This window comes from Pseudonocardia sp. Cha107L01, from assembly GCF_052566575.1.
The window spans coordinates 5,486,354-5,511,134 of record NZ_CP199579.1; the positions used below are offsets into that span (position 1 = coordinate 5,486,354).

The following is a 24,781-nucleotide window of genomic DNA, read 5'->3' on the forward strand; positions in this document are numbered from 1 at the left end:
CGGTCGCGCCCAGGCGGCGACGTCGAACAGGCGTGCGGTCGGACCCGCCTGTTCGACGTCGCGGCCTCAGTCAGCGGCGGCCGGCCTGGTGCGCGACTCCCGGTGCAGGAACGGGCACCGGGGTACCTCCGAGTCGTTCGTATCGGGCAGGAAGTACTGCTCGTACTCCCTGTTGTCCGGGTTCCCGTAGTCACCGAGGTGGCGTGCCGGCGGCATGTTGTCGAACGCCAGCAGCCGGCGACGGATCGCCTTCCGTGCCGCCATGCCCTGGTTGGTGTCCGGACCGATGTGCTCGAAGACCCAGCGCGGCTGGAACGTGATCAGGAAGTTCGAGCCGTTGCGGCTGAGTCGCGCGCGGTGTGCCGGCGTGTTGCAGACCACGAAGATGGGGGTGCCGCCGAAGCAGAACTCCCACATCGGGTCGTCCGGGTCGGCCGGCAGCTCCGCCGGCCATGGCTCCGGGTCCTGCTCGTGCAGGTACTGCAGGATCGACCAGAACCGGCGGTGGTACTGCTCGAGCGTCTGCCCGGTGTCCTCGGTCCGGAACATCACGATGAGTGACGTGTTGCGGCTGAGCTCGCGGTAGCTCTTCAGATAGGTGACGAGGATATCCACGAGCGGCGCCCACGCGGACGGGTCGTCCAGCGCTTCCACGAACGCGAAGCGCAAGGTGTTCTTCCGGGCACCGGCCACCGCGAACGTGCACGGGAACGGCTTCTCACCGGACAGGAGAGTGTCTACCAACTCGGTGAAGTGCGGCCTACTCCACTCGGGCAGGTCGCCGATGACCCAATCATCGATGGGGCATTCGGACTGACTCTCGGGCAGCTGATCATCCATCGGGCCGGGCTGCATGTCGCTCATTACAGGAATTGCTGCAGCATCTCGTCCGGAATGATCGGTTGGTGATAGGTACACGAGCCCGACAGCACGGTGGAGCCGTGTAACCGGGAGACCGGGATGAGCAGCTTGTCGCCCTCGTTGAGCTCGATCTTGTGCGTGGTGTTGTTCCAGAAGTGCATCTGGCCGGACTCGATCATGACCAACCGGTGCTCGTTGTGCACGTGGGTCGTCGAGGTCTCCTCGTTGGTCTCGACGAACGTGTCGAGGTCAACCGTGATGTTCTCGTTGGTGAGGTGCTGGTCGATCTTCTCGGCCTTCTCCTGGAACTCCTCGATCCGGTCCGCCCAGCTCAGCTGCTCGGCGAGGTCGCGGTCCCAGAGCGCGGCGAACCAGCTGGCGTCGTGGAAGCCCCGGTGGAAGTCCCGGGTGACTCCCGCGCCGAACCGCTCGCGCAGCGGGCCGAGGATCCGGTGGACCAGGTCGGCGGCACCGGTCGGCGTCAGCTCCTCGGCCGCCAGCCGGGGGCCGTGGTGGCCGAGGCCTTCGGCGGCGGCCTGGGCGAGGGGCCCGGCGATCGCGGCCTGGTCGATCAGGTCGTGCACCAGGGCGCCGAGCAGCGCGAAGAACTCTTCCGGGGCCGACGCCAGCCGCAGCAGGTGGTTGCCCCGCCCGAGCGACGAACCGAGGTAGAGCTGCCAGTACGCCCCGACCACCGGGGTCAGCTCGGCGGCGGCGAGCAGGTCCCGGTAGCGGCTCGCCCCGGTGAGGACGCGGTGGTAGCGCTCGTGCAGCAACGGGCGCAGGTCGGGGTGCGCGCTGTGGTACTCACCGAGGGTGAGGTGGCCGAGCGCCGCCCAGCCCGCCGGGCGGAACGCGGACAGCTGGAGCAGCAGGAACGTCGTCGACTCCCGGCGGTGTTTGGTCTGCCGGGCCGCCAGGAATGCCGCGCCGGGCTCCGCGAGCCGCCGCTCGCAGGCCGAGGCGACCTCCCCGGCCAACGCCGCGACGTCCGCTCCGGTGTCGGCCGCGCCCGGGTCGAACGGGGACCGGACCTCCTCGAGGACGGTGAACAGGTGGCGCTCCAGGACGGGCCGGGCCAGTGCGCCGAGGATCCGGTTGCGCGGGGAGTGGAACGTCGCACGGTCGGTTTTGTTCGCATCGTCGAGTTTTTCCGGGAGGTGATGGAACTCCGCGTCGTAGATGTTGCGCAGCATGCGGTGCCCGAGCAGCGCGGACAGTCGCAACGCCTTGACCTCCGGCATGGGCCGCGAGTAGTCGAGCCAGGCGAGGTCGGCCGGGCGGACCGGCCGGCGGTACGGATTGTTCTCGGTGGTCAGCTCCTCCCATTCCGCGGCACGGAAGGCCGGGTTAGCCGCGAACGCCTTGACGATGTCGTTCGGATTCGCGGCGGAGAGGAGATCGCGCAGATCCAGGAGATCGTCGGTGGCAGTCGGTGTGCCCATCAAAGGCATTCCTCTCAATGCAGTTCGGACCGCCGCCATTGCGTGCGCCGGCACGGACGCCCGCCGTGGCGGGCGCCATCACGCGTGAGGGCAGCGGCTCCCATCCTGAGCCGGCCTCATCGTTACTTAGGCTAGGCTTCACATACTTTCGAGTGACGTCAAGACGTGGCAGCGGGACGATCGTCACGACCTGGCCGTCGGGCGCGTCGCGGCCGGTCCCGGGCGGGGTACGGCGGGGTCGCGTGTTACGGGCCTGTTGCGGCCGGCTACCAGCGCATCCCGGTCCGGCCGCACGGTCGGTCCGGAGCGGCGATGCGGGGCGGGGAGGACATCGCGACCGCGGGAGGGGTCCGATGTCGCGGAAGCAGCGAAACCTGAGAGATTATCAGGGAAAGGCTCGCGCTGTGACGCGAGTGTTCGGTGGTGCTCCGGCGGGGTGGAGTCAGCCGGTGATCGTTCCCCATGCGTAGGTCTGCTTGGCCAGCTTCAGATAGACGAACGTCTCGGTGCTGGCGATGCCCGGAATGGGACGGATGCTGTCGTTGAGCACTTCGAGGAGGTGCTGGTCGTCCCGGCAGATCACCTCGACCAGCAGGTCGAAGCTGCCCGCGCAGAGCACCACGTAGTGCACGTCGGGCAGCGCGGAGAGCTCGGCGGCCACCACGTGCAGATCGCCGTCGACCCGGATGCCGACCATGGCCTGGCGCGCCAGGTCGACGTCCAGCGGGTCGGTCACCGCGACGATCTGCATGGTGCCGTCGCGCAGCAGCCGCTGCACCCGCTGCCGGACCGCCCCCTCGGACAACCCGACCGCCTTGGCCAATGTGGTGAACGAGGTGCGCCCGTCCTGCTGCAGCAGTGAGATCAGCGACCGGTCGACCGCGTCCAGCCCACGCGGCGTGCGTGCTTCCGCGCGGTCCGGTTCAGCGGTCATCGAGGTCCTCCCCATCGGGGCCGGTGTTCGCGACAGCGTAGCGGCGGCGCCAAGGGGGCGGCCGCGGGTGCTCAGAGCAGCGCGGATGCCTTGGTCAGCACGTCGCGCAGGATCCGTTCCATCTCGTCGAACTCGGTGGGCCCGCAGATCAGCGGCGGGGCGAGCTGGATCACCGGGTCGCCCCGGTCGTCGGCGCGGCAGTACAGCCCGGCGTCGAACAGCGCGGTGGACAGGAAGCCACGCAGCACCCGCTCGGACTCCTCGTCGGTGAACGACTCCTTGGTGGCCCGGTCCTTGACCAGCTCGATGCCGTAGAAGTAGCCGTCGCCGCGCACGTCGCCCACGATCGGCAGGTCGGTCAGCTTCTCCAGGGTGGCCCGGAAGGTGCCCTCGTGCTCGCGCACCCGGCCGTAGAGGTCCTCGCGCTCGAAGATGTCCAGGTTGGCCAGCGCCACCGCGCAGGCCACCGGGTGCCCGCCCCAGGTGTAGCCGTGCTGGAACACCGTGTCACCGTGCAGGAACGGCTCGGCCAGCCGGTCGGAGATGACGGTCGCGCCCAGTGGGGCGTAGCCGGACGTGAGGCCCTTGGCGCAGGTGATCATGTCCGGCTGGTAGCCGTAGCGCTCGGCGCCGAACGGGTAGCCGAGCCGGCCCCAGCCGCAGATCACCTCGTCGGAGACCAGCAGCACGTCGTGCCGGTCGCAGATCTCGCGGACCCGCTGGAAGTAGCCGGGTGGCGGTGGGAAGCAGCCGCCGGCGTTCTGCACCGGCTCCAGGAACACCGCCGCGACCGAGTCGGCGCCCTCGGCCTCGATCGCCGCCTCGATCTGGTCGGCCGCCCATCGGCCGAACTCGACCAGGTCGTCGCCGTGCTCGGGCGCGCGGTAGAAGTTGGTGTTGGGGACCTTGCGGGCGCCGGGCACCAGCGGCTCGAACGGGATGCGGTGCGTCGGGATGCTGTTGAGCGACAGGGCGCCGTGCGTGGTGCCGTGGTAGGCGATGGCCCGGCTGATCACCTTGTACTTGCTGGGCTTGTCGGTCAGCTTGAAGTACTGCTTGGCCAGCTTCCACGCGGTCTCGACCGCCTCGGAGCCGCTGCTGCTGAAGAAGACCCGGTTGAGGTCGCCGGGCGCGGCGGCGGCGACCCGCTCGGCCAGCTCCACGGCCCTGGGGTGCACGAACGACCAGAGCGGGAAGTAGCCCAGCTCGGCCGCTTGGCGGGCGGCGGCGTCGGCCAGCTCCTGGCGGCCGTGACCGGCCTGCACGACGAACAGCCCGGACAGCCCGTCGAGGTAGCGCCGCCCGGCCTCGTCGTAGATGTAGGCGCCCTCGCCCCGGGTGATCACCGGGACGGAGTCGGTCTGGAACGCCGAGATCCGGGAGAAGTGTGGCCACAGGTGCGCCTCAGCGCGCTGGGCGAGGGAGGGCTGGTGTGACGCGGTGGCGGTCATGGATCGGATCCCCGGGGGTCGTAGGGGCGAAAGTCGATTCGAGCCTGGTTGAGTCAACATCATTTATCGCACATTGGCGTGCCTGAAACAACTGATTACGTACTTTTTACAAGATTTTGCTACGAAATTCTTGTCAGAGCTCCGCGTCGGATGTCAGCATCGCACCCGGACATGACCCAGGTCACCGCCGTGGAAGGTCAGACAGGATGCCGGAAGCCCCGGACGCAACAGCCATCCAGAACCCGGCGACGGGGGAGGTCATCGAGCGGCTCGAGCTCGCCGGCCCCGCCGCCGTGGACGCGGCCGTACTGGCAGCCCGCAAGGCGCAACCCGACTGGGGCGCGGCGACGCCGGGCGAGCGGGCCGCCGTGCTGAACCGGGTGGCCACCCTGCTGCAGGAGCGCGCCGAGGACTTCGCCGCCGTCGAGACCCGTCAGTGCGGCAAACCGATCCGGCTCTCCCGGGAGTTCGACGTGCCCGGCACGGCGGACAACGCCACCTTCTTCGCCGGCGCCGCCCGGGTGCTGGAGGGCAAGGCCAGCGGCGAGTACTCCGCGGCGCACACCTCCAGCATCCGGCGCGAGCCGCTCGGCGTGATCGGCTCGATCGCGCCGTGGAACTACCCGCTCAACATGGCGGGCTGGAAGGTGTTCCCGGCGCTGGCGGCCGGCAACGCGGTCGTCATCAAGCCGGCCGAGATCACCCCGCTCACCACCGTCATGCTGGCCCGGCTGTTCGAGGAGGCCGGGCTGCCCGACGGCGTGCTGGGCGTGGTGGTCGGCACCGGCCCGGTGGCGGGTGAGGCGCTGGTCAGCCACCCCGAGGTGGACATGGTGTCGTTCACCGGTTCCACCCCGGTGGGCAAGCGGGTCGCCGAGCTCGCCGCGCGGGGCCCGCGCCGGGTGCACCTCGAACTGGGCGGCAAGGCCCCGTTCCTGGTGTTCGACGACGCCGACCTCGAGGCCGCCGTGCACGGCGCGGTGGCCGGCGCACTGATCAACGGCGGGCAGGACTGCACGGCGGCGACCAGGGCCTACGTGCAGCGGCCGCTCTACGAGCAGTTCGTCGCGGGCGTCGCCGACGTGCTGGGCACGGTGCGGATGGGCGACCCGGCCGACCCGGCGACCGACCTCGGCTCGCTGATCTCCGCCCGACAGGCGCAGCGGGTGCACGGCTTCGTGTCCCGCGCGCTGGCCGCCGGGGCGCGCGCGGTGCGCGGCGGCAGCGCCCCCGACGGGGCGTTCTACTCACCGACGCTGCTGGTCGGCGCCGCGCAGGACGCCGAGATCGTCCGCGACGAGGTGTTCGGCCCGGTGCTGGTGGTGCTGCCGTTCGACTCCGACGAGCAGGGACTGGCGCTGGCCAACGACACCCGGTTCGGCCTGGCCGCCTCGGCCTGGACCAGGGACGTGTTCCGGGCCGGGCGCGCCTCCCGCGAGCTGGCCGCCGGCTGCGTGTGGATCAACGACCACATCCCGATCGTCAGCGAGATGCCGCACGGGGGGATCAAGGCCTCCGGTTACGGCAAGGACATGTCGGCCTACGCACTCGAGGAGTACACCGCTGTGAAGCACGTGATGACCGAGAACACCGGAATCGCCAGGAAGGACTGGCACCGCACGGTGTTCGGCGCCGGCGGAGGTTCGGATGTCTGAGCTGGTGGACGACCCGGCGGTCGGCTTGAGTGGGGGCCAGCCGGCCGCCAACAGCTCGGACAAGGGGTTGCGTGGCGGCGCGCTCGGCATGGTGTCGAACGTGGTCATCGGGATGTCCTCGACCGCGCCGGCCTACTCGATCGCGGCCACCCTGGGGCTGTTGGTGCTGGCCGGTACCGGGGTGAAGGCCGTCGCGTTCGTGATCGTCGCCTTCATCCCGATCCTCTTCGTCTCCTCGGCGTTCCGGGAGCTGAACTCGGTCGAGCAGGACTGCGGCACCAACTTCACCTGGGCGGCCCGCGCGTTCGGCAGCCGTACCGGGTGGATGGTCGGCTGGGTGGTCACGATCGCCCAGCTGCTGGTGATGACGAGCCAGTCCGCGATCACCGGCCGGTACACCCTGCTGCTGTTCGGGCTCGACTCGCTGGCCGACAACACGGCGGTCACCACCGCGGTCGGCGCGGTCTGGCTGCTCGCGCTCTGTTACCTCTGCTACCGGGGCATCGAGATCTCCGCCAAGGTGCAGTGGGTGCTGCTCGGCACCGAGCTGTCCATCCTGGGCATCTTCTCGGTGGTCGCGCTTGTCCGGGTCTACTCCGGTACCGCCGGGCCGCAGGCCCTGCACGTGAGCTGGGACTGGTTCTGGCCGTCCGGTATCGGGGTCGGTGCGTTCGTCTCGGCGACGCTGCTCGCGGTGTTCATCTACTGGGGCTGGGAGAGCTCGCTGTCGATCAACGAGGAGTCGGCGGACCCCCAGCACGCACCGGGCAAGGCCGCCGTGCTGTCGACTGTGCTGCTGGTCGGCAACTACCTGCTGATCACCATCGCGGCGGTGGCCTTCGCAGGCGTCGGCGAGACCGGCATCGGGCTGGGCAACAAGGACAACTCCGACGACGTGCTGGCCGGGTTGGGGCACGCGGTGTTCGGCAGCGGCGGCTGGGGGCAGATCTTCGGCACCCTGCTGGTCATCTCGGTGCTGACCAGCGGCGCGGCCAGCAGCCAGGCGACGATCATGCCGGCGGCGCGGACCACGCTGTCCATGGCCTGGCACGGCGCGCTGCCCAAGGTGTTCGGCAAGGTGCACCCGCGCTACCGCACCCCGTCGGTCTCCACCTGGGCCTTCGGCGGCGTTGCGCTGGCGCTCTACATCGGGCTGACCGTGCTCAGCGAGAACGTGCTGTCCGACTCGGTGGACGCGGTCGGGCTGGCCATCGCCATCGAGTACGGCATGACGGCGGCGGCCTGCGTCTGGGTGTTCCGGCGCACCCTGTTCGCCAGCTTCCGCAACCTGATGCTGCGCGGCGTGCTGCCCGGGTTGGGCGCGCTGTTCTTCGGCGTCGTGCTGGTGGCGGCGGTGATCGAGTACGCCAAGCCGGACGCCGGCTCCACCACGGTGTTCGGCATCGGCGGCGTCGCGGTGATCGGGCTGACGTCGATCCTGATCGGGGTACCGCTGATGGCTCTGGTCTACCGGCCCTGCCGGGCCTACTTCGAAGGCCGCACGCTCCCCACGGGCAGCGTGGCACCCGGCGGCGAGACCATCGAGACGGTCCCGGCGAGCCAGTGAGTGGCGATGGTCGCGATCCCGACCATCGCCACTCACAGGTGATCAGCCGGCGGCCGTGGTCGTCTCGATGAACTGGACGGCCTGCGGCCAGGCGAGCGCGGCGGCCTCGGCGTTGACCGGGTTGCCGTGCCGGGCCCTGGCGCTGAAACCGTGCTCCGCGCCCGGGAAGAAGGCCACGACGCTGGTACCGGTGCTCCGGGACTGCAATGCGGTCTGCAGCCGCTGGAAGCTCTCCACCGGGACCAGGCTGTCGGCCCCGGGGTAAAGCATCAGCACCGGCGCCCCGATCGAGGCGGCGGCGGCGACCGCGTCCACGGTGTGGTTCGGCGCCGGCGTACCGGGCACGGTCGGGTGGTAGGCGACCACGTTGGCCAGCCTGGGCTCGCGGCCGCCGAGCAGCAGCGCGAACCGCCCGCCCATGCACCAGCCGATGGTCCCGGCGCTGGTGCAGCCGAGCTCGCCGAGCAGGTGGTCCAGCAGCTGGCGCGCCTCGCCCAGGCAGGTCTCGTCGTCCAGCTCGGACATCCACCCGAACAGCGTGTCCATCGGTGTCTCGTCGCCGCTGGGGCGGCCGTGCCACGGGTCCCAGGTCAGCGTGGTGATGCCGCGGCCGGCCAGTGTGTCGGCCCACTCCCGGACCTGCGCGCTGATGCCGCTGATCATCGGCAGCAGCAGCATCCCGGCCGTTGAGCCGCCGGCCGGTCGGGACAGGTACGCGCCCTGCCCGGCCACGGTGATCATGGAGTTCTCGATGTCGGTTGCCACAGTGCTCACGATACGAGCTGATCGGCTGGACCGGGCCGCGCCGCACAGACCGGGCCGCGCCGCAGCAGGGGCCGCGCCGCACAGACCGGGACTAGCCCGTGCAGACCCTGCACAATCTGTGCGGTCCACACCGGGTCTGTGCCGGCGAGGATCGATGTCGGTGCAGTGCGAGGCAGAGGTGAGCGGGCCGAAGCGGTGGGCCATCCCGGCGTGGCCAGGCCCGGTCCTGGCAGTGTCGAGCTGAACACCACGCTGCTTTGATCAAGCGTCGGCCAGCATGGTGTTCAACTCGGCGGTGCCGCGGGTGGCGTTGGTGGCGGACCACGCCGTAGCGACGTGACACGGCCCCGGCGGGGGTCCCCCTAGAGCCGAGCCGGGCCGGTGCCGAGCCGGTGTCGGGCCGCTGCCGGCTCTCCGATCGAAGGCCGGCGAGCAACGTTGCGAAGGCGGCAGACTTTCACTTCCTTTCATTGCGTTGACTCTCAATTTCGGTGGTGGCAGGTTTCTTGCACTGTTGCTCGTCGGCGAGATCAGTCGGGAGGTTGTGATGCGACCACTCGACGAGTTCGAACGGGAACAGGCCATCCTGCTCGACCTGGAGATCTCCGGCCGGGTCATGGTCAACGAGCTGACCGAGCGGTTCGGCGTGTCGGCGGTGACCATCCGCAAGGACCTCGGCGCGCTGGAGCGCCGCGACCTGTTGCTGCGGGTGCGCGGTGGCGCGGTCAGCTCCGGCCACACCGACGAGGGCGCCTGGACGATGCGGGTCCGGCACTCCCGCAAGGCCAAACGGGCGGTGGCGCGGGCGGCCGCCGAGCTGGTCGGGCACGGCGACGTCATCGCGCTGGACTCCTCGACGACGTGTTACCACCTGGCCCAGGAGCTGGTGACCCGGCGCAACCTGGTGGTGATCACGAACGGGCTGCGCACCGCGACGCTGTTCATGGAGCAGACCAACGCCATGGTGCTGCTACCCGGCGGGGTGCTGCGCCGCGCCGCCGAGTCGCTGGTCGGCCCGATCGGTGACCTGCTGACCGGGCGCGGCCGGATCCAGCTCGGCTTCTTCGGGCTGGTCGGGCTGTCGCCGAAGAACGGGCTGATGGACATCAGCGCCGAGGAGTCGCAGACCAAGGCGTTCATGGCCAGCGTCTGCGACCAGGTCTACGGGGTGTTCGACTCGTCGAAGGCGGAGCGGTTCGCGCTGCACCCGTTCGTACCCGCCGACCGGGTCACCGGGCTCTACACCGACGACGGGGTGCCGCCGCACGTGGTCGCGAGCTGGGCGGAGATCGGCGTTCCGGTGCACCGCGCGGTCGTGCCGGCCGGGCGGGCCGACGAGCCGGATTCGCCTGCCGGTGAGCCCGACCCGGTCGCCGAGGGGGCCGGGCCACCGGCGGGTACGCCGTGACCGCGGTCAGGACGGTGGCCGCCGTCGACCTCGGTGCGGAGAGCGGCCGGGTGGCCGCGGTGGGCTTCGATGGCGAGCAGCTGGAGCTGGACATCGTGCACCGGTTCGAGCACGGCCCGAGGGTCAGCGACGGCGTGCTGCGCTGGGACCTGGACACGCTGTGGGGTGGCGTGCGCGCGGGCCTCACCGCGCTGGACGGCGGCCGGGTACCGGTCGCCTCGGTGGGGGTGGACACCTGGGGCGTCGACTACGCGCTGCGCCGACCGGACGGCGAGCTGGTCGACGAGCCGACCTGTTACCGCGACCCGCGCCAGCTGTCCGGTATGTCCGCCGCGGTGGCGCGGGTCGGGGAGGCGGAGCTCTACCGCGCGGCCGGCGTCCAGCTGATCCCGATCAACACGATCTTCGGACTGGTCTCCGACGTGCGCGACCACCCGGATCGGATCACGGCGGCGAGTGGGTTGCTGATGATGCCCGATCTGTTCCACTATCTGATGAGTGGCGCCGTGACCAGCGAGTACACCATCGCCTCGACGACCGGCGCGCTGGACACCCGGACCGGGGAGTGGGCGTGGGGCCTGCTCGACCAGCTCGGCATCCCGCGCCGGCTGCTGCCCGAGGTGGTGCCGCCGGGGACCGAGCTGGGTGCCCTGCGCGGTGGCTACGGAGGGGCGCTGCGCAACTGCCGGGTGATCGTGCCGGCCGCGCACGACACCGCCAGCGCGGTGGTGGCCGCGCCGCTGCACTCCGCCGGCTCGATCTTCATCTCCTCGGGTACCTGGTCGCTGGTCGGCATGGAGACCGACCGGGCCTGGGTGACCGAGGATGCCCGCCGGGCCAACCTGACCAACGAGGGCGGCTACGGCGCGACGATCCGGCTGCTGTGCAACGTGATGGGGCTGTGGCTGCTGCAGGAGTGCCGCAGGCAATGGGCGCGCGAGGGGCACCGGCTCGGCTACCCCGAGATCGCCGAGCTGGCCGGTGCCCAACCGGGGCTGGCCAGCCTGGTGAACCCCGACGCCACCGTCTTCCTGGCACCCGGCGACATGCCCCGGCGCATCCAGGACTACTGCGCCCGGACCCACCAGCGGGTACCGGACAGCATCGGGGCCATCGCCCGCTGTGTGATCGACTCGCTCGCGCTGAGCTACCGGCGGGTCATCGAGGCGGTCGGCGCGGTCACCGGGATCGCACCGCCGGCGGTGCACATCGTCGGCGGCGGGTCCGGCCACACGCTGTTGTCCCAGCTCACCGCCGACGCGAGCGGGCTGCCGGTGTACTGCGGCCCGGTCGAGGCCACCGCGCTCGGCAACGCCGCCGTGCAGCTCGCCGCACTGGGGGAGCTGGCCGGCCTGCCTGACATCCGGGCCGTGGTCGCCGCGTCGACGGCTGCCGTCGAGTACCTCCCGCGCGACGGGCAGGACTGGGTGGCGGCCTCGGCGTTGCTGGCCACTCTCGTCAGCGCCGACTCGAGCAGCGCCGACTCGAGCAGCGCCGACTCGAGCAGCGCCGACTCGAGCAGCGCCGACTCGAGCAGCGCCGACTCGAGCAGCGCCGACACAGACCCCTACCAGCTCCAACCCTGCGCGACGGAGGAATCTCAATGCGGAGATTAGTCAACAGAACCGCTGTCATCGCCGGCCTGATTGCCGTGCTGGCGGCCGCCGGGTGCACCCAGAAGAACAACGGGCCGGCCGGCTCGGCGGGCGGCGGGGCCGAGGGCGCCAAACACCAGGTCGCGTTCGTGCCCAAGCTGCAGGGCATCCCGTACTTCGAGGCGATGAACACCGGCGGCAAGTCCGCCGAGCAGGCCCTCGGTGACGTGACCTGGCTGTACCAGGGCCCGACCCAGGCCGACGCGGCCGCGCAGACCCAGATCGTCCGGTCGTTCATCCAGCGCGGGGTGCAGGTGATCGTGGTCGCGCCCAACGACCCGGACTCGATGGCACCGGTGCTCAAGGAGGCCCAGGCCAAGGGGATCAAGGTGATGACGTCCGACACCGACGCACCGAACTCGGTGCGCGACGTCTTCGTCAGCCAGGCGTCCACCCAGAAGATCGGCGAGGCGCTCACCGACAACCTGCTGAAGGCGATGGGCGGCAAGGGCAAGTACGCGATCGTGTCCTGCGGCGAGACCGCCGACAACCTGAACTCGTGGATCAAGGTCCAGCAGGCCTACACCGCCCAGAAGTACCCGCAGGCGCAGATCGTCGACGTCGTCTACGCCGGTGAGGACCAGGCCAAATCCACCCAGATGGCCGCCGACCTGATGAACGCGCACCCGGACCTGACCGGCCTGGTCGGCGAGTGCACCTCCTCGGCACCGGGCGTGGCGCAGGCGGTCAAGGACGCGAACAAGATCGGCAAGGTGTTCACCGTCGGACTCGGCACACCGCAGGCGATGAAGCCGTACCTGACCGACGGGTCCTCGTCCGGCGCGATCCTGTGGGACGTCGAGCAGCTCGGTTACCTGACCGCGTGGGCCGGTGACCAGCTCGCCACCGGCAAGGCCCTGCAGCCGGTCAACCACGTCAGCGACAAGCTGCCGTCGGTCAGCTGGGACGCGGCGACCAAGACGCTGCTGCTCGGCGACCCGCTGGTGATCACCAAGGACAACGCCGACCAGTTCAACTACTAGGCGGTGCCGGGGTGGGCGGGAGCGCCCGCCCATCCCGGAGGCTGTCCACAACCGCGAGGGGGCCGGTCCATGGCAGACGGCTCGGACGGGGTGACTCCCCGCCTGACCATGCACGGCATCGCCAAGCGCTACGGCGCGGTGCGGGCGATCCGCCACGCCGACATCGAGGTCGCGCCCGGCTCGGTGCACGCGCTGGTCGGGGAGAACGGGGCCGGCAAGTCCACCCTGATCAAGATCTTGTCCGGAGCGGTCACGTCGGACGCCGGCACGATCACCTTCGACGGCGACCCGGTGCAGATCGCCGGCACCACCGACGCCATCGCGCTCGGCATCGCCACCGTCTACCAGGAGCCGGCCCTGTTCGCCGAGCTCACCGTCTCGGAGAACATCTTCCTGGGCCGGGAGCTGCGCAGCGGCCCGAGGATCGACTGGGCCGCGCAGCACGCCAAGGTCGTCGAGCTGCTGGACCTGCTCGGCGTCCCGGCCCGCGACGCCACCGTGCCGGTCGGCACCCTGTCCATCGCCGAGCAGCAACAGGTGTCCATCGCCAAGGCGCTCGCCGGCGACGCGAAGCTGCTCATCCTGGACGAGCCGTCGGCGATCCTGACCGACTCCGAGATCGACGTACTCTTCGGCGTCATCCGGCGGCTGACGGAGTCCGGGGTCGCCGTCGTCTACATCTCGCACCGCCTCGACGAGCTGTTCCGGATCGCCGACGCGGTCACCGTGATGCGCGACGGCGCCACCGTCGGTACCTACCCGCTGGCCGGGCTGTCGGTCCGGGAGATCGCCGAGCTGATGGTCGGCGGCATCCTGAACGAGGACCGGCCGGCGCGCACCGTGGCGGACGCGCCGCCCCGGCTGGCGCTGGAGTCCCTCGGCCTGGCCGGCAAGTTCCACGACGTCGATCTCGCGGTCCGGCCCGGTGAGATCGTCGGGCTCTACGGGCTGGTCGGGTCCGGGGTCGCCGAGATCGCCAACACCGTCTACGGGATCGACCCCGCGACCAGCGGCGAGATCCGGCTCAGCGGCAAGGCGGTGCGTCCCACGTCGCCCCGGCACGCCCAGCGCCTCGGGATCGCGCTGCTGCCCGCGGACCGCAAGCGCCAGGGCATGTTCGCGTTCCAGGCGATCGCGTTCAACATCTCCATCGGCCACCTCGGTGTGCTGTCCAAGTTCGCCTTCTGGGTGGACCGGGCCGGGGAGCGGCGGGTGGCCAGGGAGCTAATCGAGCGGCTGGCGGTGCGCACGCCCAGCGAACGCCAGCCGATCGGCGCGCTGTCCGGGGGCAACTCGCAGAAGGTGGTGCTCGCCCGCCAGCTCGTCGAGCGGCCGGACGTGCTGGTCCTCGCCGAACCGACCCAGGGGGTGGACGTGGGGGCCAAGGAGGAGATCCACCGCATCATCGACGCGCTGGCCGCCGAGGGGACCGCGGTTCTGGTGGCGACGTCCGACCTGCCGGAGGCCCTGCGCATCGCGGACCGGCTGCTGGTGGTGCGCGGCGGCACCACGATCGCCGAGTTCGGCCGGGGCGCCTCCCAGGTCGATGTGCTCGCGGCGGCGGCCGGCGCGGGCGAGGAAGCGGCACCCGACGGGAGCGAGGTGACGGCATGACGGCCACCTCCAGCCCGCCGCCCCGCACCCGGGGCGCCAGGCGCGCCCGAGGTCCCCGGGTGATCGCCCCGCTGGTGAGCGGCCAGGAGATCGTGCTGCTCGCGGTGATCGCCGTGCTGTGGGTCGTGCTGGGCTTCACCACGCCGGCGTTCCTGACCGCCGGGTCGCTGCGCCCGCTGTTCATCGAGGTGGCCCCGATCGCGCTCATCGGGGTGGGCATGACGCTGGTGATCGTGGCCGCCGGGATCGACGTCTCGGTGGGCAGCCAGATGATGGTGTGCGGCGTCATCACCGCCCGGCTGCTGGTCGAGGCGCACGTCCCCCTGCCGCTGGCCGCGCTGGTGTCGGTCCTGGTGGGGGCGGTGATGGGCGCGGTCAACGGTGTGCTGATCGCGTGGGGCCGGGTGCACGCCATCATCATCACGTTCGGCACGCTGAACCTGTTCCAGTTCGTCGGCCGGCAGATCTTCGGCTCACAGACGGTGAACGGCATCCCGGCCACCCTGGACGTGTTCGGCCGCGGCGAGCCGGGCCAGACGCTCGGCCTGCCGCACAGCTTCCTGCTCACCGCCGTCATCGCCGGCGCGGTCTGGTGGTACCTGCGCCAGACGCCGGGCGGTCGGCACTTCTACGCGATCGGCGGCGACGCGCTGGCCGCCGAGCTGGCCGGCATCCGGGTCCGGCGCCGCGTGCTGCTCGCCTACGTGGTCACGGGGGCGCTGGTCGGGCTGGCCGCGATCTTCACCATCGCCAAGGGCACCACCACACTCGACCAGAGCATCGGTGCGGGGGAGGAGCTCGCGGTGATCGCCGCCGTGATCATCGGCGGTACGTCGATCATGGGCGGGCGCGGCTCCGTCCTCGGCACCATCCTCGGTGCGCTGCTGGTGCAGACCGTCACCTCCGGGGTCACCCAGCTCGGCTGGCCCAGCAACCTGTCCGACCTGTTCGTCGGCGTGTTCGTGATCGTCGCGGTGGGCACCGACCTGCTGCGCCAGCGCACCAGGAGGGCGGACCAGTGACCACCACGGCACCCTCGCCCAGCAACCCGGCCGAGGCACCGGACAACGGCGGCGACGCGCCCGGGCCGCTGCTGCGGGCGTGGCGCGCGATCCTCACCCGGCGGGAGTTGCTGCTGGTCATCCTGCTGGTGGTGGTGCTGGTCTGGATGACCGCGCTGAGCTACGGCGGTTACCTGACCGGCCCGTACGACCCCGACTACCTGGCGACCTCGCTGGTGGACGCCGTGCCGCTGGCGATGCTGGCGCTGGCCGAGCTGCTGGTGATCGTGTCCGGCCGCGGCGGCATCGACCTGTCGATCGGCTCGATCGTCTCGCTGACCGGCATGGTGTTCGGCATCGTGCACGGCCTGTGGGGCTGGCCGGTCGCGGCGGCGATCCTGCTCGCGGTGCTGGTCGGCGGGTTGCTGGGCGCGGTGAACGGCGTGCTGATCGCCTGGCTCGGGTTCCCCGCGCTGATCACGACGCTGGCCACCTACTACGCGTACCGGTCGCTGGCGTTAGTGATCAACGCACAGAAGCCGATCAGCACGCCGAACATCCAGTCGCTGTACTCGCTGACCGGCGCCGTGGAGATCCCGGTGATCGGGCACGACATCCCGAACGTGCCGCTGGGCGTGTTCACCTTCCTGGTGCCGACCGTCGTCGTGGTCTGGCTGCTGCTGCAACGCACCACGTACGGCCGGCGGCTGTTCGCGATCGGCACCAACGACGTCGCGGCCACCTGGTCCGGCGTGCCGGTGGCCAGGACCAGGCTGCTGGCCTACGTACTGGCCGGGGTGCTCGCCGGGGTGGTCGCGGTCTACGTCACCGGGCAGTTCGCCTCGGCCCGGCCGGACGCCGGCACCAGTGGCAACGGGCTCGCGCTCCCGGCGATCACCATCGCGGTGCTCGGCGGGGTGGCGATCACCGGGGGGATCGGCCGGGTGTCCGGCGTGCTGCTCGCCGCGGTACTGATCACCTGGCTCGACGCGGGCATCCTGTTGATGTTCGAGGGCAACGACGGGACCCAGTTCCAGCTCCTGGCGCTCGGCGCGGTGCTGGTGTTCTGCGCGCTGCTCAACAGCTTCACCACCCGGCGCTACGGCGGCACCCGATGAGCCGGGCAGAGTGACCGACGTCGCACGGACACACGCGCTGACCTGCGGTTTAGTGACTTGGATCGCATTAGAGCGACGAATCTGAGAGTAACTCATGTGTGCAGGGTGAGGAAAGTCAAACGATTGGGCGCGCCTTCCGCTCGACGCGCCCCGAACCGCGCGGGATCCTCGAAGTAACGAGGAAGGGCGGAGCGATGCGAGCCGACGGGGAGCATTGGCGGCTGACCCGCGCGGAGCGGATCTCGACACGGAGGATCCCGAGGCGCGGCACCGACTGGCTGGAGGACGCCACGGCGTGGGTGCTGGCGTCACTGGGGCTGCTCGGCGCCGCCCTGTCGATGATCGTCGGCCTGCAGGTGCACGGCAGCCTGCTGGAGCGGGCCCAGCTGGAGTCCTCGGCACGCACCCCGGTGCGGGCGGTAGTGCTGCAGGACTCCCCGGTGGTCCCGGATGCCGACTACCAGCAGAACGCCCCGCCGGTGCAGGTGCCAGTGCGGTGGATCGACACCGACGGCACCGTGCGGGTGGACCAGGCGACCGTGGACGGTCTGCCCCGCGCCGGCGACGCGGTCCAGGTGTGGGTGGACCGCCAGCACCATCTGGTACCGCGGCCCACCACCGCCGACGATGCCACCGCGGCCGGCATCGTCGTGGCCGGGATCACGCTGTTCCTGTCGGTCGCGCTGCTCCTGGTGGCCTGGTGCGGCGTGCGGCACTACGCCTTCACCCGCAACCGCGCCCGTTGGGAGCGGGAGTGGGCCGAGGTCGAGCCGCGGTGGAGCGGCCGGGCGCTCGGCGGCAGATTCTCCTAGTGTCCCGCGCCGGAAATTCGTGTGATAAGTCCGGTGATTCAGATGGTGGCTGGCAAGGCGCCGCCCGCAGCTCATACCGGGCTGAGCGTCACGACGGGTCACCGACAGTCTCCGCCGTCAGAGCAGCCGGCGGCGCCTGCTCAGTACGGTTTGCAGCAGCACCACGACGGCCAGGAATGCGCCGTTGACCAGGTCGGACGCGGAGGATCCGTACTCCGACAGGTGCACGCCGATCAGGTTGAGGATCACCGCGAGCAGCAGCACCCCGGATGCGGTGCCGGCCACCGAGCCCGCGCCGCCGGTGAGCAGGGTGCCGCCGATGATCACCGCCGCGATGGCGGTCAGCTCGTAGCCCACGCCGATGTTGGTCACCCCGGACTGCAGGCGCGCGGCGTTGAGCATCCCGGCGCCGCCCGCGAGCAGCCCGGACAGCGTGTAGACCAGGGTCTTCGTCCGCGCCACCGGCAGTCCCATCAGCAGCGCGGCGTTCTCGCTGCCGCCGATCGCGAACAGTGCCTGGCCGAACCGGGTCCGCAGCAGCAGCACCGCGCCACCGGCGAACAGCACCACCGCGGTGAGGATCGGGACCCAGGCGCCGCGACCCAGCGCCAGGAACGCCGAGCCGGGCGGCACCAGGTAGGTGGTGGAACCCTCGTTCGACATGGCCTGCAGGAACCCCCGGGCGAACAGCAGCCCGGCCAGCGTGACGATGAACGGCGCGAGCCTGGCCCGGGTGATCAGCAGACCGTGCACGGTGCCCAGTGCGCCGCAGCAGACCAGCGGCAGCAGCACGGCCACCGGGGCGCCACCGTGGTCGACACCCCAGGCCGCGAGCACCCCACCGAGCGCGAAGACGGACCCGACGGACAGGTCGATACCGCCGGAGATGATCACGAAGGTCATCCCCAGCGCGAGCAGCGAGGTGTAGGCGTTGCCCACCAGGATGCTCTGGAAGTTGCCCCAGTCGGCGAAGCCGGGGGAGAACAGGCAGGCCAGCACCACGACGATCACCAGCACGGCCGTGCTGCCCTGCTGCTGCACCAGGGCCAGCAGGCGCTCCCGCGGGGTGTCCGTGACGATCGGCACGGTGACCGGCCCGCCGGTCGGCCGGTCCGTTGTCGGCCCTGTTGTCGGCTCCGTCGTCGGCCCTCTGGTCGATCCTGTCGTTGGCCCCGTGGTCGGTCCCGTCATCGCCCTGCCCGTCCCCGCGCCGCGTAGACCGCCGCGACGATGATCACCGCTTCGATCATCTGCTCGTACGACGACTTCACGTTGTGCTGGATGAGGGTCGCCTCGATCAGCTGCATGAACAGCGCGCCAGCCGCCGTGCCCAGCACCCGTACCTTGCCGCCGGACAGCGGCGTGCCACCCACCACGACCGCGGTGATGGCGGACAGCTCGTAGTCCAGGCCGTAGTTGGCCGGGTCGGCGTAGCCGCCGTGGCCGACTATCAGTACCCCGGCGACCGCCGCGAGCACCCCCGAGATGACGTAGACGCTCACCAGCACGCGGCGCACCGGGAGCCCGGCCAGCGCACTGGCGGCCCGGTTGTCGCCGATCGCGGTGAGCTGGCGGCCGAAGGTGGTGCGCCGGACGACGAACGCGACCACGGCCAGCAGCGCCGCGGCCAGCCAGGCCATCTCCGGCAGCCCGAGCCAGCTGTCCAGCCCGAGACCGAGGATCGCCGGGTCGTTCACCGGTTTCGCGGTCGCCCCGTTGAGGATGACCGAGAATCCGCGCAGCCCGATCATCAGCGCGAGCGTGGCCACGATCGGCTGGACCCGCCCGAACGCCACGAGGCTGCCGCCGACCAGCCCGGACACCGCGCCGCCGACCAGACCCATCGCGACCGCCGGCCACGGGCCGTAGCCGAGGTACAGCGGGATGACCGCCGACGCGAGGGCGATCACCGCGCCGACCGAGAGGTCGATGCCCTCGGTGCCGATGACCAGCCCCATGCCCAGCGCGACGACCAGCACCGGGACCGCCTGGAAGAGCTGTACCCGCAGGTTGTCCAGGCTCAGGAAGTGCGGCGCGAGCGCGGTGTTGACCGCCACCAGCACCACGATGGCGGCGTAGACCCCGTAGTCCTGCAGCAGCTGGGTGAGGCGGTCCCGGTCCAGCCCGATGCCGCGGCTGCCGACCTCAGCCGTCATGCGCGTCATCCGGCTCCCCGGCCGGTGCGGCGGCGAGTGCGCGCAGCAGCGCCGGCTCGGTGACCTCGTCGCCGGTCAGCTCACCGACCAGCCGGCCGTCCTTCAGTACGACCACCCGGTCCGAACCTTCGATCAGCTCCTCCAGGTCGGAGGAGATCAGCACCACCGCGAGCCCGTCGGCGGCCAGCTCGTCGATCACCGCCTGCACCTCCGCCTTGGCCCCGACGTCGATGCCCCGGGTCGGTTCGTCCAGCAGCAGCACCTTCGGGTTGAGGCACAGCCAGCGGGCCAGCATCACCTTTTGCTGGTTGCCACCGGACAGCTCGCTCACCTTCTGCTCCGGGCTGGACGCGCGGATCCGCAGCCGGTCGATGAAGTACTTCACGATCTCGTCCTGCTTGGCGCGGTCGACCAGCCCGGCCCGGGAGATCCGGGGCAGCGCGGCGAGCACGATGTTCTCCCGCACCGAGAGGTTCGGGATGATCCCTTCGCTATTGCGGTCCTCCGGGAGCATCACCACGCCGGCCCGGATGGCGGCCGCGGTGGAGTTGCGCCGCACCGGGGTGCCGTTCACCTCGACGCTGCCGGCCTCGGTGTGCAGCGCGCCGACGATGGCCTTGGCGGTCTCGCTGCGGCCGGCGCCGAGCAGCCCGCCCAGGCCGACGACCTCACCGGGGCGCACCTGCAGCGACACGTCCGCGATGCGGTGCGCGGCGGTCAGGCCGTGCGCACGCAGCACGGGCTCGCCCTCGGCCCGGTGCTCGGCGCCGAACGCGGTGGCGCCGTCGCGGCGGACGTCGGCCACGTCGCGGCCCAGCATCAGGGAGATCAGGGTGAGCCGGTTCACCTCGGCGATGTCCGAGACGTGCACGACCCGACCGTCGCGCATGACGGTGACGCGGTCACAGATCCGGTAGAGCTCATCGAGCCGGTGGCTCACGTAGATGATCGCGATGCCGGCCGCGCGCAGCCGGTCCACCACGCCGAACAGCGTCTCGACCTCCCGCTGCTCCAGCGAGGACGTCGGCTCGTCCATCACGACCACCCGCGCGGCGCTGGCCCTGACCTGTACGGCCCTGGCGATGGCGACCATCTGCTGGGCGCCCAGCCCGAGCGAGCGCAGCGGCCGCGCCACGTTCACGTCCACGCCGTAGTCGCGCAGGATGTCGCGGGCCTCCCGGCGCATCCGGGCGCTGTCGACGAGGCCGAAGCGGCGCGGTTCGCGGTTGAGGAACAGGTTGCGGGCCACGCTCATCAACGGGATGAGGTTGACCTCCTGGTAGATCGTCGAGATGCCGGCCAGCTGCGCCTCGAGCGGGCTGCCGAACGACACCGGCTGGCCCCGGTACCGCACCTCGCCCGAGTCGGCGCGGTAGACACCGGTGGCGACCTTGATCAGCGTGGACTTGCCGGCCCCGTTCTCACCGACCAGCGCGTGTACCTCACCGGCGCGCAGCTCGAAGTCGACCTCGCGCAGCGCGTGCACCCCGGGGAACCGCTTGGACACCCGCTCCACCCGCAGCACCGGCTCCACCTGTGAGTGGTATCGGCCGTGTGGGCGACCAATACCACTCACAGGGTCCGGGGTCAGTAGACGTCCCCGTTCTTCAGGGCGTCGGCGGCGTTGGTCGAGGTGAAGTGGTGGTCGCTGATGATCACCGTCGTTGGGACGCCAGTCGGTTCGCCGGTGCCGCCGTAGAACTTCCGCAGACTCTGGAACGCCAGCGGGCCGAACCGGGGGTTGGTCTCGACGTCGGCCACCATCACCCCGGACGCCACGTTCCGCACGCACTGCTCGGTGCCGTCGATGGCGACGATCTTGATGTCCTTGCCCGGGGTCTTGCCGGCGGCCCGGATCGCCTGGATCGCGCCGAGCGCCATGGTGTCGTTCTCCGCGTAGACCCCGGTGATGTCCGGGTTGCTCTGCAGGATCTGCTCCATGACCTTCTGGCCGGTCGCCTGGTCGAAGTTCGCGGTCTGCGAGGCCACCACCTTGATGCCCGGGTACTTCGCGCTGAGCTGCTGGTTGAAGCCGTTGGTGCGGTCGGTGGCCACGTTGTTGCCGGAGGTGCCCTGCAGCACCGCGACGCTGCCCTGCCCGTTCAGTGCGCCGCCGAGGTCGTCCGCGGCGAGCTTGGCCTGGCCGAGGAAGTCCGAGCCGATGAAGCCGATGAAGTCGCTGCAGGCGGTGCCGTTGACCGTCCGGTCGATGGTCAGGATCGGGATGTGCTTGGCCTTGGCCTGCGCGAATGCCGGTGCCAGCCCGTCGGAGTTCTCCGGCGCGACGATCAGGACCTGGGCGCCCTGGGCGATCATGTCCTCGATGTCGGTGTTCTGCTGCGGCACGTTCGCGTTGGCGTTGCGCTGGATCAGCTTGATGCCGAGCTTGGCGGCCTCGTCAGTGATCGACTTGGTCTCGGTGGCGCGGAACGGGTTGCTGGTCGACTCCGACTGGGAGAACCCGACCGTCGCCTTGGTCAGGTCCAGCGCCGGCGCGCCGTACTGGGCGGCGGAGCACAGCGGGCCGCTCGCCCCCGACCCGGAGACCTCCTGCTGGCCGCCGTTGCCCGAGCCGCCACCGGCCGGGGCGGGGCTCTCGGCGCTCTTGGCACAACCCGCGGCAAGGAGCACGGAGGCCAGGGCGCACCCCAAAACCGCGGTGACGCGCAGACCTCGGCGGTGGCTGGTGAGGACCATTCGGGAGTCAACTCCTTCTGGTGTGGGTGCGTCGATGCACCGGTGCCACCTCATGGTGAACGGCACGGTGGAGTATTTTTTACATCGTTGGTACAACGTTGTAAAGCCGGCTAACGTGGCTAAACTCCGCGGCTCGGGAGCCGGGGTGTGGCTGGTGTGGCGCGGAGGTGGGGAGGCGGATGGCGGTCACGCTCAAGGACGTCGCCACCCTGGCCGGGGTGTCGGTGAAGACCGTGTCCAATGTGGTCAACGGTTACGCCTTCGTGAAGGCCGACAACCGGCGCCGCGTCGAGGAGGCGCTGGCGGCCACCGGCTACCGGCCCAATATGGGCGCCCGGAATCTGCGCCGGGGCCGTACCGGCTTCATCGCCCTGATGGTGCCCGAGCTGAGCGTGCCCTACTTCGGTGAGCTCGCCGGGCTGGTGATCACCGCCGCGCAGCGCCGGGACTGGAACGTGCTGATCGAACAGACCCAGGGCACCCGGGACCGCGAGCAGGCGAGCCTGGCGTCACTGGGGCCGCACCTCATCGACGGCGCGATCGTCAGCCCCGAAGCGCTGGAGGCCGACGACTTCGCGCGGCTCGACCCCGGCGTCCCGATGGTCATGCTCGGCGAGCACGCGGTGGACTTCCCGATCGACCACGTGGCCATCGACAACGTCCGCGCCGCACAGCAGGCGGTCGGCCACCTCGTGGCGATGGGCCGGCGCCGGATCGCCGCGATCGGGCAGAACCCGCACCGGGGCACCGCGGCGCTGCGCCTTGCCGGGTACCGGGCGGCCCTCGCCGAGGCCGGGTTGCCGGAGTCGGGCGCACTGGTGGCGCCGGCGCTGAACTACCACCGCCGCGACGGCGCCGAGGCGATGGCCGCGCTGCTCGACGGCCCCGAACCGCCCGACGCGGTGTTCTGCTTCAACGACCTGCTGGCGATCGGCGCGCTGCGGGCGGCCGCCGAACGCGGCGTCCGGGTGCCCGCCGACCTGGCGGTGGTCGGCTTCGACGGCACCGAGGAGAGCGCCTACAGCCTGCCCTCGCTGACCACCGTGGCGCCGGACAAGTCGGCCATCGCGCAGCGTGCCGTCGAGCTGGTCCACCGCCGGATCAACGCACCGGGGGTGTTCCCGCCCGAGGACGTGCAGACCCCGTTCTCGCTGCGGATCCGGGAGAGCACGACCGGCGGGTGACCCCCCAGCGCCAGAACAAGCTAGGCCTTGCTGTTCCCGATGCCGTTGGAACGGCTCAGCAGCCACCCGGTCGGCCCCGCGAGCTGCTCCGCCGCGTCCGGACCCCACGAACCCCTCGGGTAGGGCAGCGGCTCGGGCTTGTCGGCCACGAGGTCGCCGGCGACGGTCCAGACGTGCTCGAGGCCGTCGGGGCGGGTGAACAGTGAGCGGTCGCCGAGCAGGACGTCGTGGATGAGCCGGACGTAGGGCGGCAACGGGTCGGCGCCGTCCACCGAGGCCAGCGACAGGTCGGTGTGCGCGGTGCCGAGGTTGATCGTCGGGCCCGGCTGCTTGACCACCAGGGACAGCCCGAGGCCGCCGGTGCCGGCGAGGTCGAAGCTGAGCACGTTGCCCATCTCCGGCAGGTCGTGCACCGCCGCGTCCGGGTCCCGGAACACCAGGCTGACCACCTGGCGGGACTGCGCGAGCTGCTTGCCGGTGCGCAGCAGGAACGGCACCCCGCGCCAGCGGTCGGTGTCCACCCACATCCGGGCCGCCACGAACGTCTCGGTCCGCGAGTCGCCCGGCACCCCGTCGATGTCGCGGTAGCCGTCGAACTGGCCGAGCACCACGTCGTCGGCGTGCAGCGGGCGGAAGCACCCGATGACCTCTTCACGGGCCGCCGCCAGGTCCTCGGCGGACAGACTGGCCGGCGGCTCCATCGCGACCTCGGCCGCCACCTGGAACAGGTGGGTGACCACCATGTCGAGCATCGCGCCGGTGCCGTCGTAGAACGACGCGCGGTCGGCGACGTCGAGCGTCTCGGGTACGTCGATCTGCACCTCGGCGATGTGCTCGGCATCCCACACCCGGCTGAACAGGCCGTTGGCGAACCGCACCACGTGCAGGTCCTGGGTCGCCTCCTTGCCCAGGAAGTGGTCGATGCGGAACACCTGCGACTCGTCCAGCACGTTGTGCACCGCGGTGTCGAGCGCGCGGAAGGAGTCGAGCGAAACACCGAACGGCTTCTCGTAGACCACCCGGGACCGCTCGGCCAGCCCGTGTTCGCCCAGCGCCTCGGTCAGCGGGCCGAACGCGGTGGGCGGCACAGCCAGGTAGTGCACCCGCTGCGGGTCGGCTCCGAGATCCTTCTCCGCCTCCTCGATGACCTCGATCAGGTGACCGGGGTCATCGGTGCCGAAGCCACCGCCGGCGAACCGCAGCCTGGAGCGGAACTCGTCCCACGGCCCCTCGTCCGGGTGCGGCCCGAACTCGATCAACGCCTCGCGCACCCGACCCTGGAAATCCTCGTGGCTGACGTCGCCGCGCCCGTTGCCGATCAACCGCCAGTCCGGCGGCAGCAGATTCTCCTGGGCGAGCCGGTAGAACGCGGGCAGCACCATCCTGCGGGCCAGGTCACCGGTGGCGCCGAAGAGCACGAAGACAGTGGGGGCCAGCACGCGCTGCGGCTCAGACATACCTGTGAGCCTGCCGCA

At 70.8% G+C, this 24,781-nt stretch carries 20 protein-coding genes; 10 read left to right on the forward strand and 10 right to left on the reverse strand.

Annotated features, from left to right (window positions below; genetic code table 11):
* Nucleotides 1–66: 66 nt before the first annotated feature.
* The 4 genes from ACTXG6_RS25615 to ACTXG6_RS25630 all read right to left on the reverse strand — a co-directional run bounded on the left by ACTXG6_RS25615 (nucleotide 67) and on the right by ACTXG6_RS25630 (nucleotide 4,691).
* Nucleotides 67–864, reverse strand: a complete 798-nt coding sequence (locus tag ACTXG6_RS25615; RefSeq protein ID WP_445181924.1) for a YqcI/YcgG family protein — start codon at nucleotides 862–864, stop codon at nucleotides 67–69.
* A complete protein-coding gene (locus ACTXG6_RS25620; RefSeq protein WP_445181925.1) occupies nucleotides 864–2,306 on the reverse strand; it encodes a hypothetical protein in 1,443 nt (480 codons plus the stop codon). The genes ACTXG6_RS25615 and ACTXG6_RS25620 overlap by 1 nt, the downstream gene beginning before the upstream one ends.
* 442 nt (nucleotides 2,307–2,748) lie before the next feature.
* On the reverse strand, nucleotides 2,749–3,240 hold the full coding sequence (locus ACTXG6_RS25625) for an Lrp/AsnC family transcriptional regulator (protein WP_445181926.1): 492 nt from the start codon (nucleotides 3,238–3,240) through the stop codon (nucleotides 2,749–2,751).
* 71 nt (nucleotides 3,241–3,311) lie between these two features.
* Nucleotides 3,312–4,691, reverse strand: a complete 1,380-nt coding sequence (locus ACTXG6_RS25630) for an aspartate aminotransferase family protein (protein WP_445181927.1) — start codon at nucleotides 4,689–4,691, stop codon at nucleotides 3,312–3,314.
* Between the two features lie 206 nt (nucleotides 4,692–4,897).
* On the opposite strand from ACTXG6_RS25630, the gene ACTXG6_RS25635 reads away from it, so the two are divergent.
* Complete coding sequence (locus ACTXG6_RS25635; protein ID WP_445181928.1) at nucleotides 4,898–6,346, forward strand: aminobutyraldehyde dehydrogenase; 1,449 nt, start codon at nucleotides 4,898–4,900, stop codon at nucleotides 6,344–6,346.
* Nucleotides 6,339–7,913 carry an APC family permease gene (locus tag ACTXG6_RS25640; RefSeq protein WP_445181929.1) on the forward strand — a complete coding sequence of 525 codons (1,575 nt, stop codon included), beginning with the start codon at nucleotides 6,339–6,341 and terminating at the stop codon, nucleotides 7,911–7,913. Before ACTXG6_RS25635 ends, ACTXG6_RS25640 begins: the two co-directional genes overlap by 8 nt.
* Nucleotides 7,914–7,955: 42 nt before the next feature.
* On the opposite strand, the gene ACTXG6_RS25645 is transcribed toward ACTXG6_RS25640, so the two are convergent.
* Entirely contained in the window at nucleotides 7,956–8,678 is a 723-nt protein-coding gene (locus ACTXG6_RS25645) for a dienelactone hydrolase family protein (protein ID WP_445190107.1), read from the reverse strand.
* A gap of 547 nt (nucleotides 8,679–9,225) precedes the next feature.
* Here ACTXG6_RS25645 and ACTXG6_RS25650 point away from each other — a divergent pair.
* From ACTXG6_RS25650 to ACTXG6_RS25680, 7 genes are all read left to right on the forward strand, one after another.
* Entirely contained in the window at nucleotides 9,226–10,086 is an 861-nt protein-coding gene (locus ACTXG6_RS25650) for a DeoR/GlpR family DNA-binding transcription regulator (protein WP_445181930.1), read from the forward strand.
* Nucleotides 10,083–11,702, forward strand: coding sequence for a rhamnulokinase (locus tag ACTXG6_RS25655; RefSeq protein ID WP_445181931.1), 1,620 nt, complete (start codon nucleotides 10,083–10,085; stop codon nucleotides 11,700–11,702). The genes ACTXG6_RS25650 and ACTXG6_RS25655 overlap by 4 nt, the downstream gene beginning before the upstream one ends.
* Nucleotides 11,690–12,724 (forward strand): autoinducer 2 ABC transporter substrate-binding protein, encoded by a 1,035-nt coding sequence (locus ACTXG6_RS25660; protein WP_445181932.1) that lies wholly within the window; start codon nucleotides 11,690–11,692, stop codon nucleotides 12,722–12,724. The genes ACTXG6_RS25655 and ACTXG6_RS25660 overlap by 13 nt, the downstream gene beginning before the upstream one ends.
* A 69-nt stretch (nucleotides 12,725–12,793) precedes the next feature.
* The gene (locus ACTXG6_RS25665; protein WP_445181933.1) at nucleotides 12,794–14,338 is read left to right on the forward strand and encodes a sugar ABC transporter ATP-binding protein; all 1,545 of its coding nucleotides are present in this window, start codon (nucleotides 12,794–12,796) and stop codon (nucleotides 14,336–14,338) included.
* Nucleotides 14,335–15,360 (forward strand): ABC transporter permease, encoded by a 1,026-nt coding sequence (locus ACTXG6_RS25670; RefSeq protein WP_445181934.1) that lies wholly within the window; start codon nucleotides 14,335–14,337, stop codon nucleotides 15,358–15,360. Before ACTXG6_RS25665 ends, ACTXG6_RS25670 begins: the two co-directional genes overlap by 4 nt.
* Nucleotides 15,357–16,457 (forward strand): ABC transporter permease, encoded by a 1,101-nt coding sequence (locus ACTXG6_RS25675; protein ID WP_445181935.1) that lies wholly within the window; start codon nucleotides 15,357–15,359, stop codon nucleotides 16,455–16,457. The genes ACTXG6_RS25670 and ACTXG6_RS25675 overlap by 4 nt, the downstream gene beginning before the upstream one ends.
* A gap of 194 nt (nucleotides 16,458–16,651) precedes the next feature.
* Nucleotides 16,652–17,269 carry an Rv1733c family protein gene (locus ACTXG6_RS25680; RefSeq protein WP_445181936.1) on the forward strand — a complete coding sequence of 206 codons (618 nt, stop codon included), beginning with the start codon at nucleotides 16,652–16,654 and terminating at the stop codon, nucleotides 17,267–17,269.
* A 117-nt stretch (nucleotides 17,270–17,386) separates the two neighbouring features.
* On the opposite strand, the gene ACTXG6_RS25685 is transcribed toward ACTXG6_RS25680, so the two are convergent.
* The 4 genes from ACTXG6_RS25685 to ACTXG6_RS25700 form a co-directional block, all read right to left on the reverse strand.
* Entirely contained in the window at nucleotides 17,387–18,355 is a 969-nt protein-coding gene (locus tag ACTXG6_RS25685) for an ABC transporter permease (RefSeq protein ID WP_445181937.1), read from the reverse strand.
* A 101-nt stretch (nucleotides 18,356–18,456) separates the two neighbouring features.
* Nucleotides 18,457–19,434, reverse strand: coding sequence for an ABC transporter permease (locus tag ACTXG6_RS25690; protein WP_445181938.1), 978 nt, complete (start codon nucleotides 19,432–19,434; stop codon nucleotides 18,457–18,459).
* On the reverse strand, nucleotides 19,415–20,959 hold the full coding sequence (locus ACTXG6_RS25695) for a sugar ABC transporter ATP-binding protein (protein ID WP_445181939.1): 1,545 nt from the start codon (nucleotides 20,957–20,959) through the stop codon (nucleotides 19,415–19,417). The genes ACTXG6_RS25690 and ACTXG6_RS25695 overlap by 20 nt, the downstream gene beginning before the upstream one ends.
* Before the next feature lie 53 nt (nucleotides 20,960–21,012).
* Entirely contained in the window at nucleotides 21,013–22,122 is a 1,110-nt protein-coding gene (locus tag ACTXG6_RS25700; protein WP_445181940.1) for an ABC transporter substrate-binding protein, read from the reverse strand.
* Between the two features lie 179 nt (nucleotides 22,123–22,301).
* Between ACTXG6_RS25700 and ACTXG6_RS25705 the strand changes: the two genes are divergently transcribed.
* Complete coding sequence (locus ACTXG6_RS25705) at nucleotides 22,302–23,306, forward strand: LacI family DNA-binding transcriptional regulator (RefSeq protein ID WP_445181941.1); 1,005 nt, start codon at nucleotides 22,302–22,304, stop codon at nucleotides 23,304–23,306.
* A 20-nt stretch (nucleotides 23,307–23,326) separates the two neighbouring features.
* Here ACTXG6_RS25705 and ACTXG6_RS25710 read toward each other — a convergent pair whose 3' ends face one another.
* Nucleotides 23,327–24,763 carry a glucose-6-phosphate dehydrogenase gene (locus ACTXG6_RS25710; RefSeq protein WP_445181942.1) on the reverse strand — a complete coding sequence of 479 codons (1,437 nt, stop codon included), beginning with the start codon at nucleotides 24,761–24,763 and terminating at the stop codon, nucleotides 23,327–23,329.
* Nucleotides 24,764–24,781: the final 18 nt, after the last annotated feature.

Coding starts and splice junctions, on each gene's coding strand:
- ACTXG6_RS25615 (WP_445181924.1), bottom strand. CDS start 864: ATGAGCGACATGCAGCCCGGCCCGATGGATGATCAGCTGCCCGAGAGT.
- ACTXG6_RS25620 (WP_445181925.1), bottom strand. CDS start 2,306: ATGGGCACACCGACTGCCACCGACGATCTCCTGGATCTGCGCGATCTC.
- ACTXG6_RS25625 (WP_445181926.1), bottom strand. CDS start 3,240: ATGACCGCTGAACCGGACCGCGCGGAAGCACGCACGCCGCGTGGGCTG.
- ACTXG6_RS25630 (WP_445181927.1), bottom strand. CDS start 4,691: ATGACCGCCACCGCGTCACACCAGCCCTCCCTCGCCCAGCGCGCTGAG.
- ACTXG6_RS25635 (WP_445181928.1), top strand. CDS start 4,898: ATGCCGGAAGCCCCGGACGCAACAGCCATCCAGAACCCGGCGACGGGG.
- ACTXG6_RS25640 (WP_445181929.1), top strand. CDS start 6,339: ATGTCTGAGCTGGTGGACGACCCGGCGGTCGGCTTGAGTGGGGGCCAG.
- ACTXG6_RS25650 (WP_445181930.1), top strand. CDS start 9,226: ATGCGACCACTCGACGAGTTCGAACGGGAACAGGCCATCCTGCTCGAC.
- ACTXG6_RS25660 (WP_445181932.1), top strand. CDS start 11,690: ATGCGGAGATTAGTCAACAGAACCGCTGTCATCGCCGGCCTGATTGCC.
- ACTXG6_RS25665 (WP_445181933.1), top strand. CDS start 12,794: ATGGCAGACGGCTCGGACGGGGTGACTCCCCGCCTGACCATGCACGGC.
- ACTXG6_RS25670 (WP_445181934.1), top strand. CDS start 14,335: ATGACGGCCACCTCCAGCCCGCCGCCCCGCACCCGGGGCGCCAGGCGC.
- ACTXG6_RS25680 (WP_445181936.1), top strand. CDS start 16,652: ATGCGAGCCGACGGGGAGCATTGGCGGCTGACCCGCGCGGAGCGGATC.
- ACTXG6_RS25690 (WP_445181938.1), bottom strand. CDS start 19,434: ATGACGCGCATGACGGCTGAGGTCGGCAGCCGCGGCATCGGGCTGGAC.
- ACTXG6_RS25700 (WP_445181940.1), bottom strand. CDS start 22,122: ATGGTCCTCACCAGCCACCGCCGAGGTCTGCGCGTCACCGCGGTTTTG.
- ACTXG6_RS25705 (WP_445181941.1), top strand. CDS start 22,302: ATGGCGGTCACGCTCAAGGACGTCGCCACCCTGGCCGGGGTGTCGGTG.
- ACTXG6_RS25710 (WP_445181942.1), bottom strand. CDS start 24,763: ATGTCTGAGCCGCAGCGCGTGCTGGCCCCCACTGTCTTCGTGCTCTTC.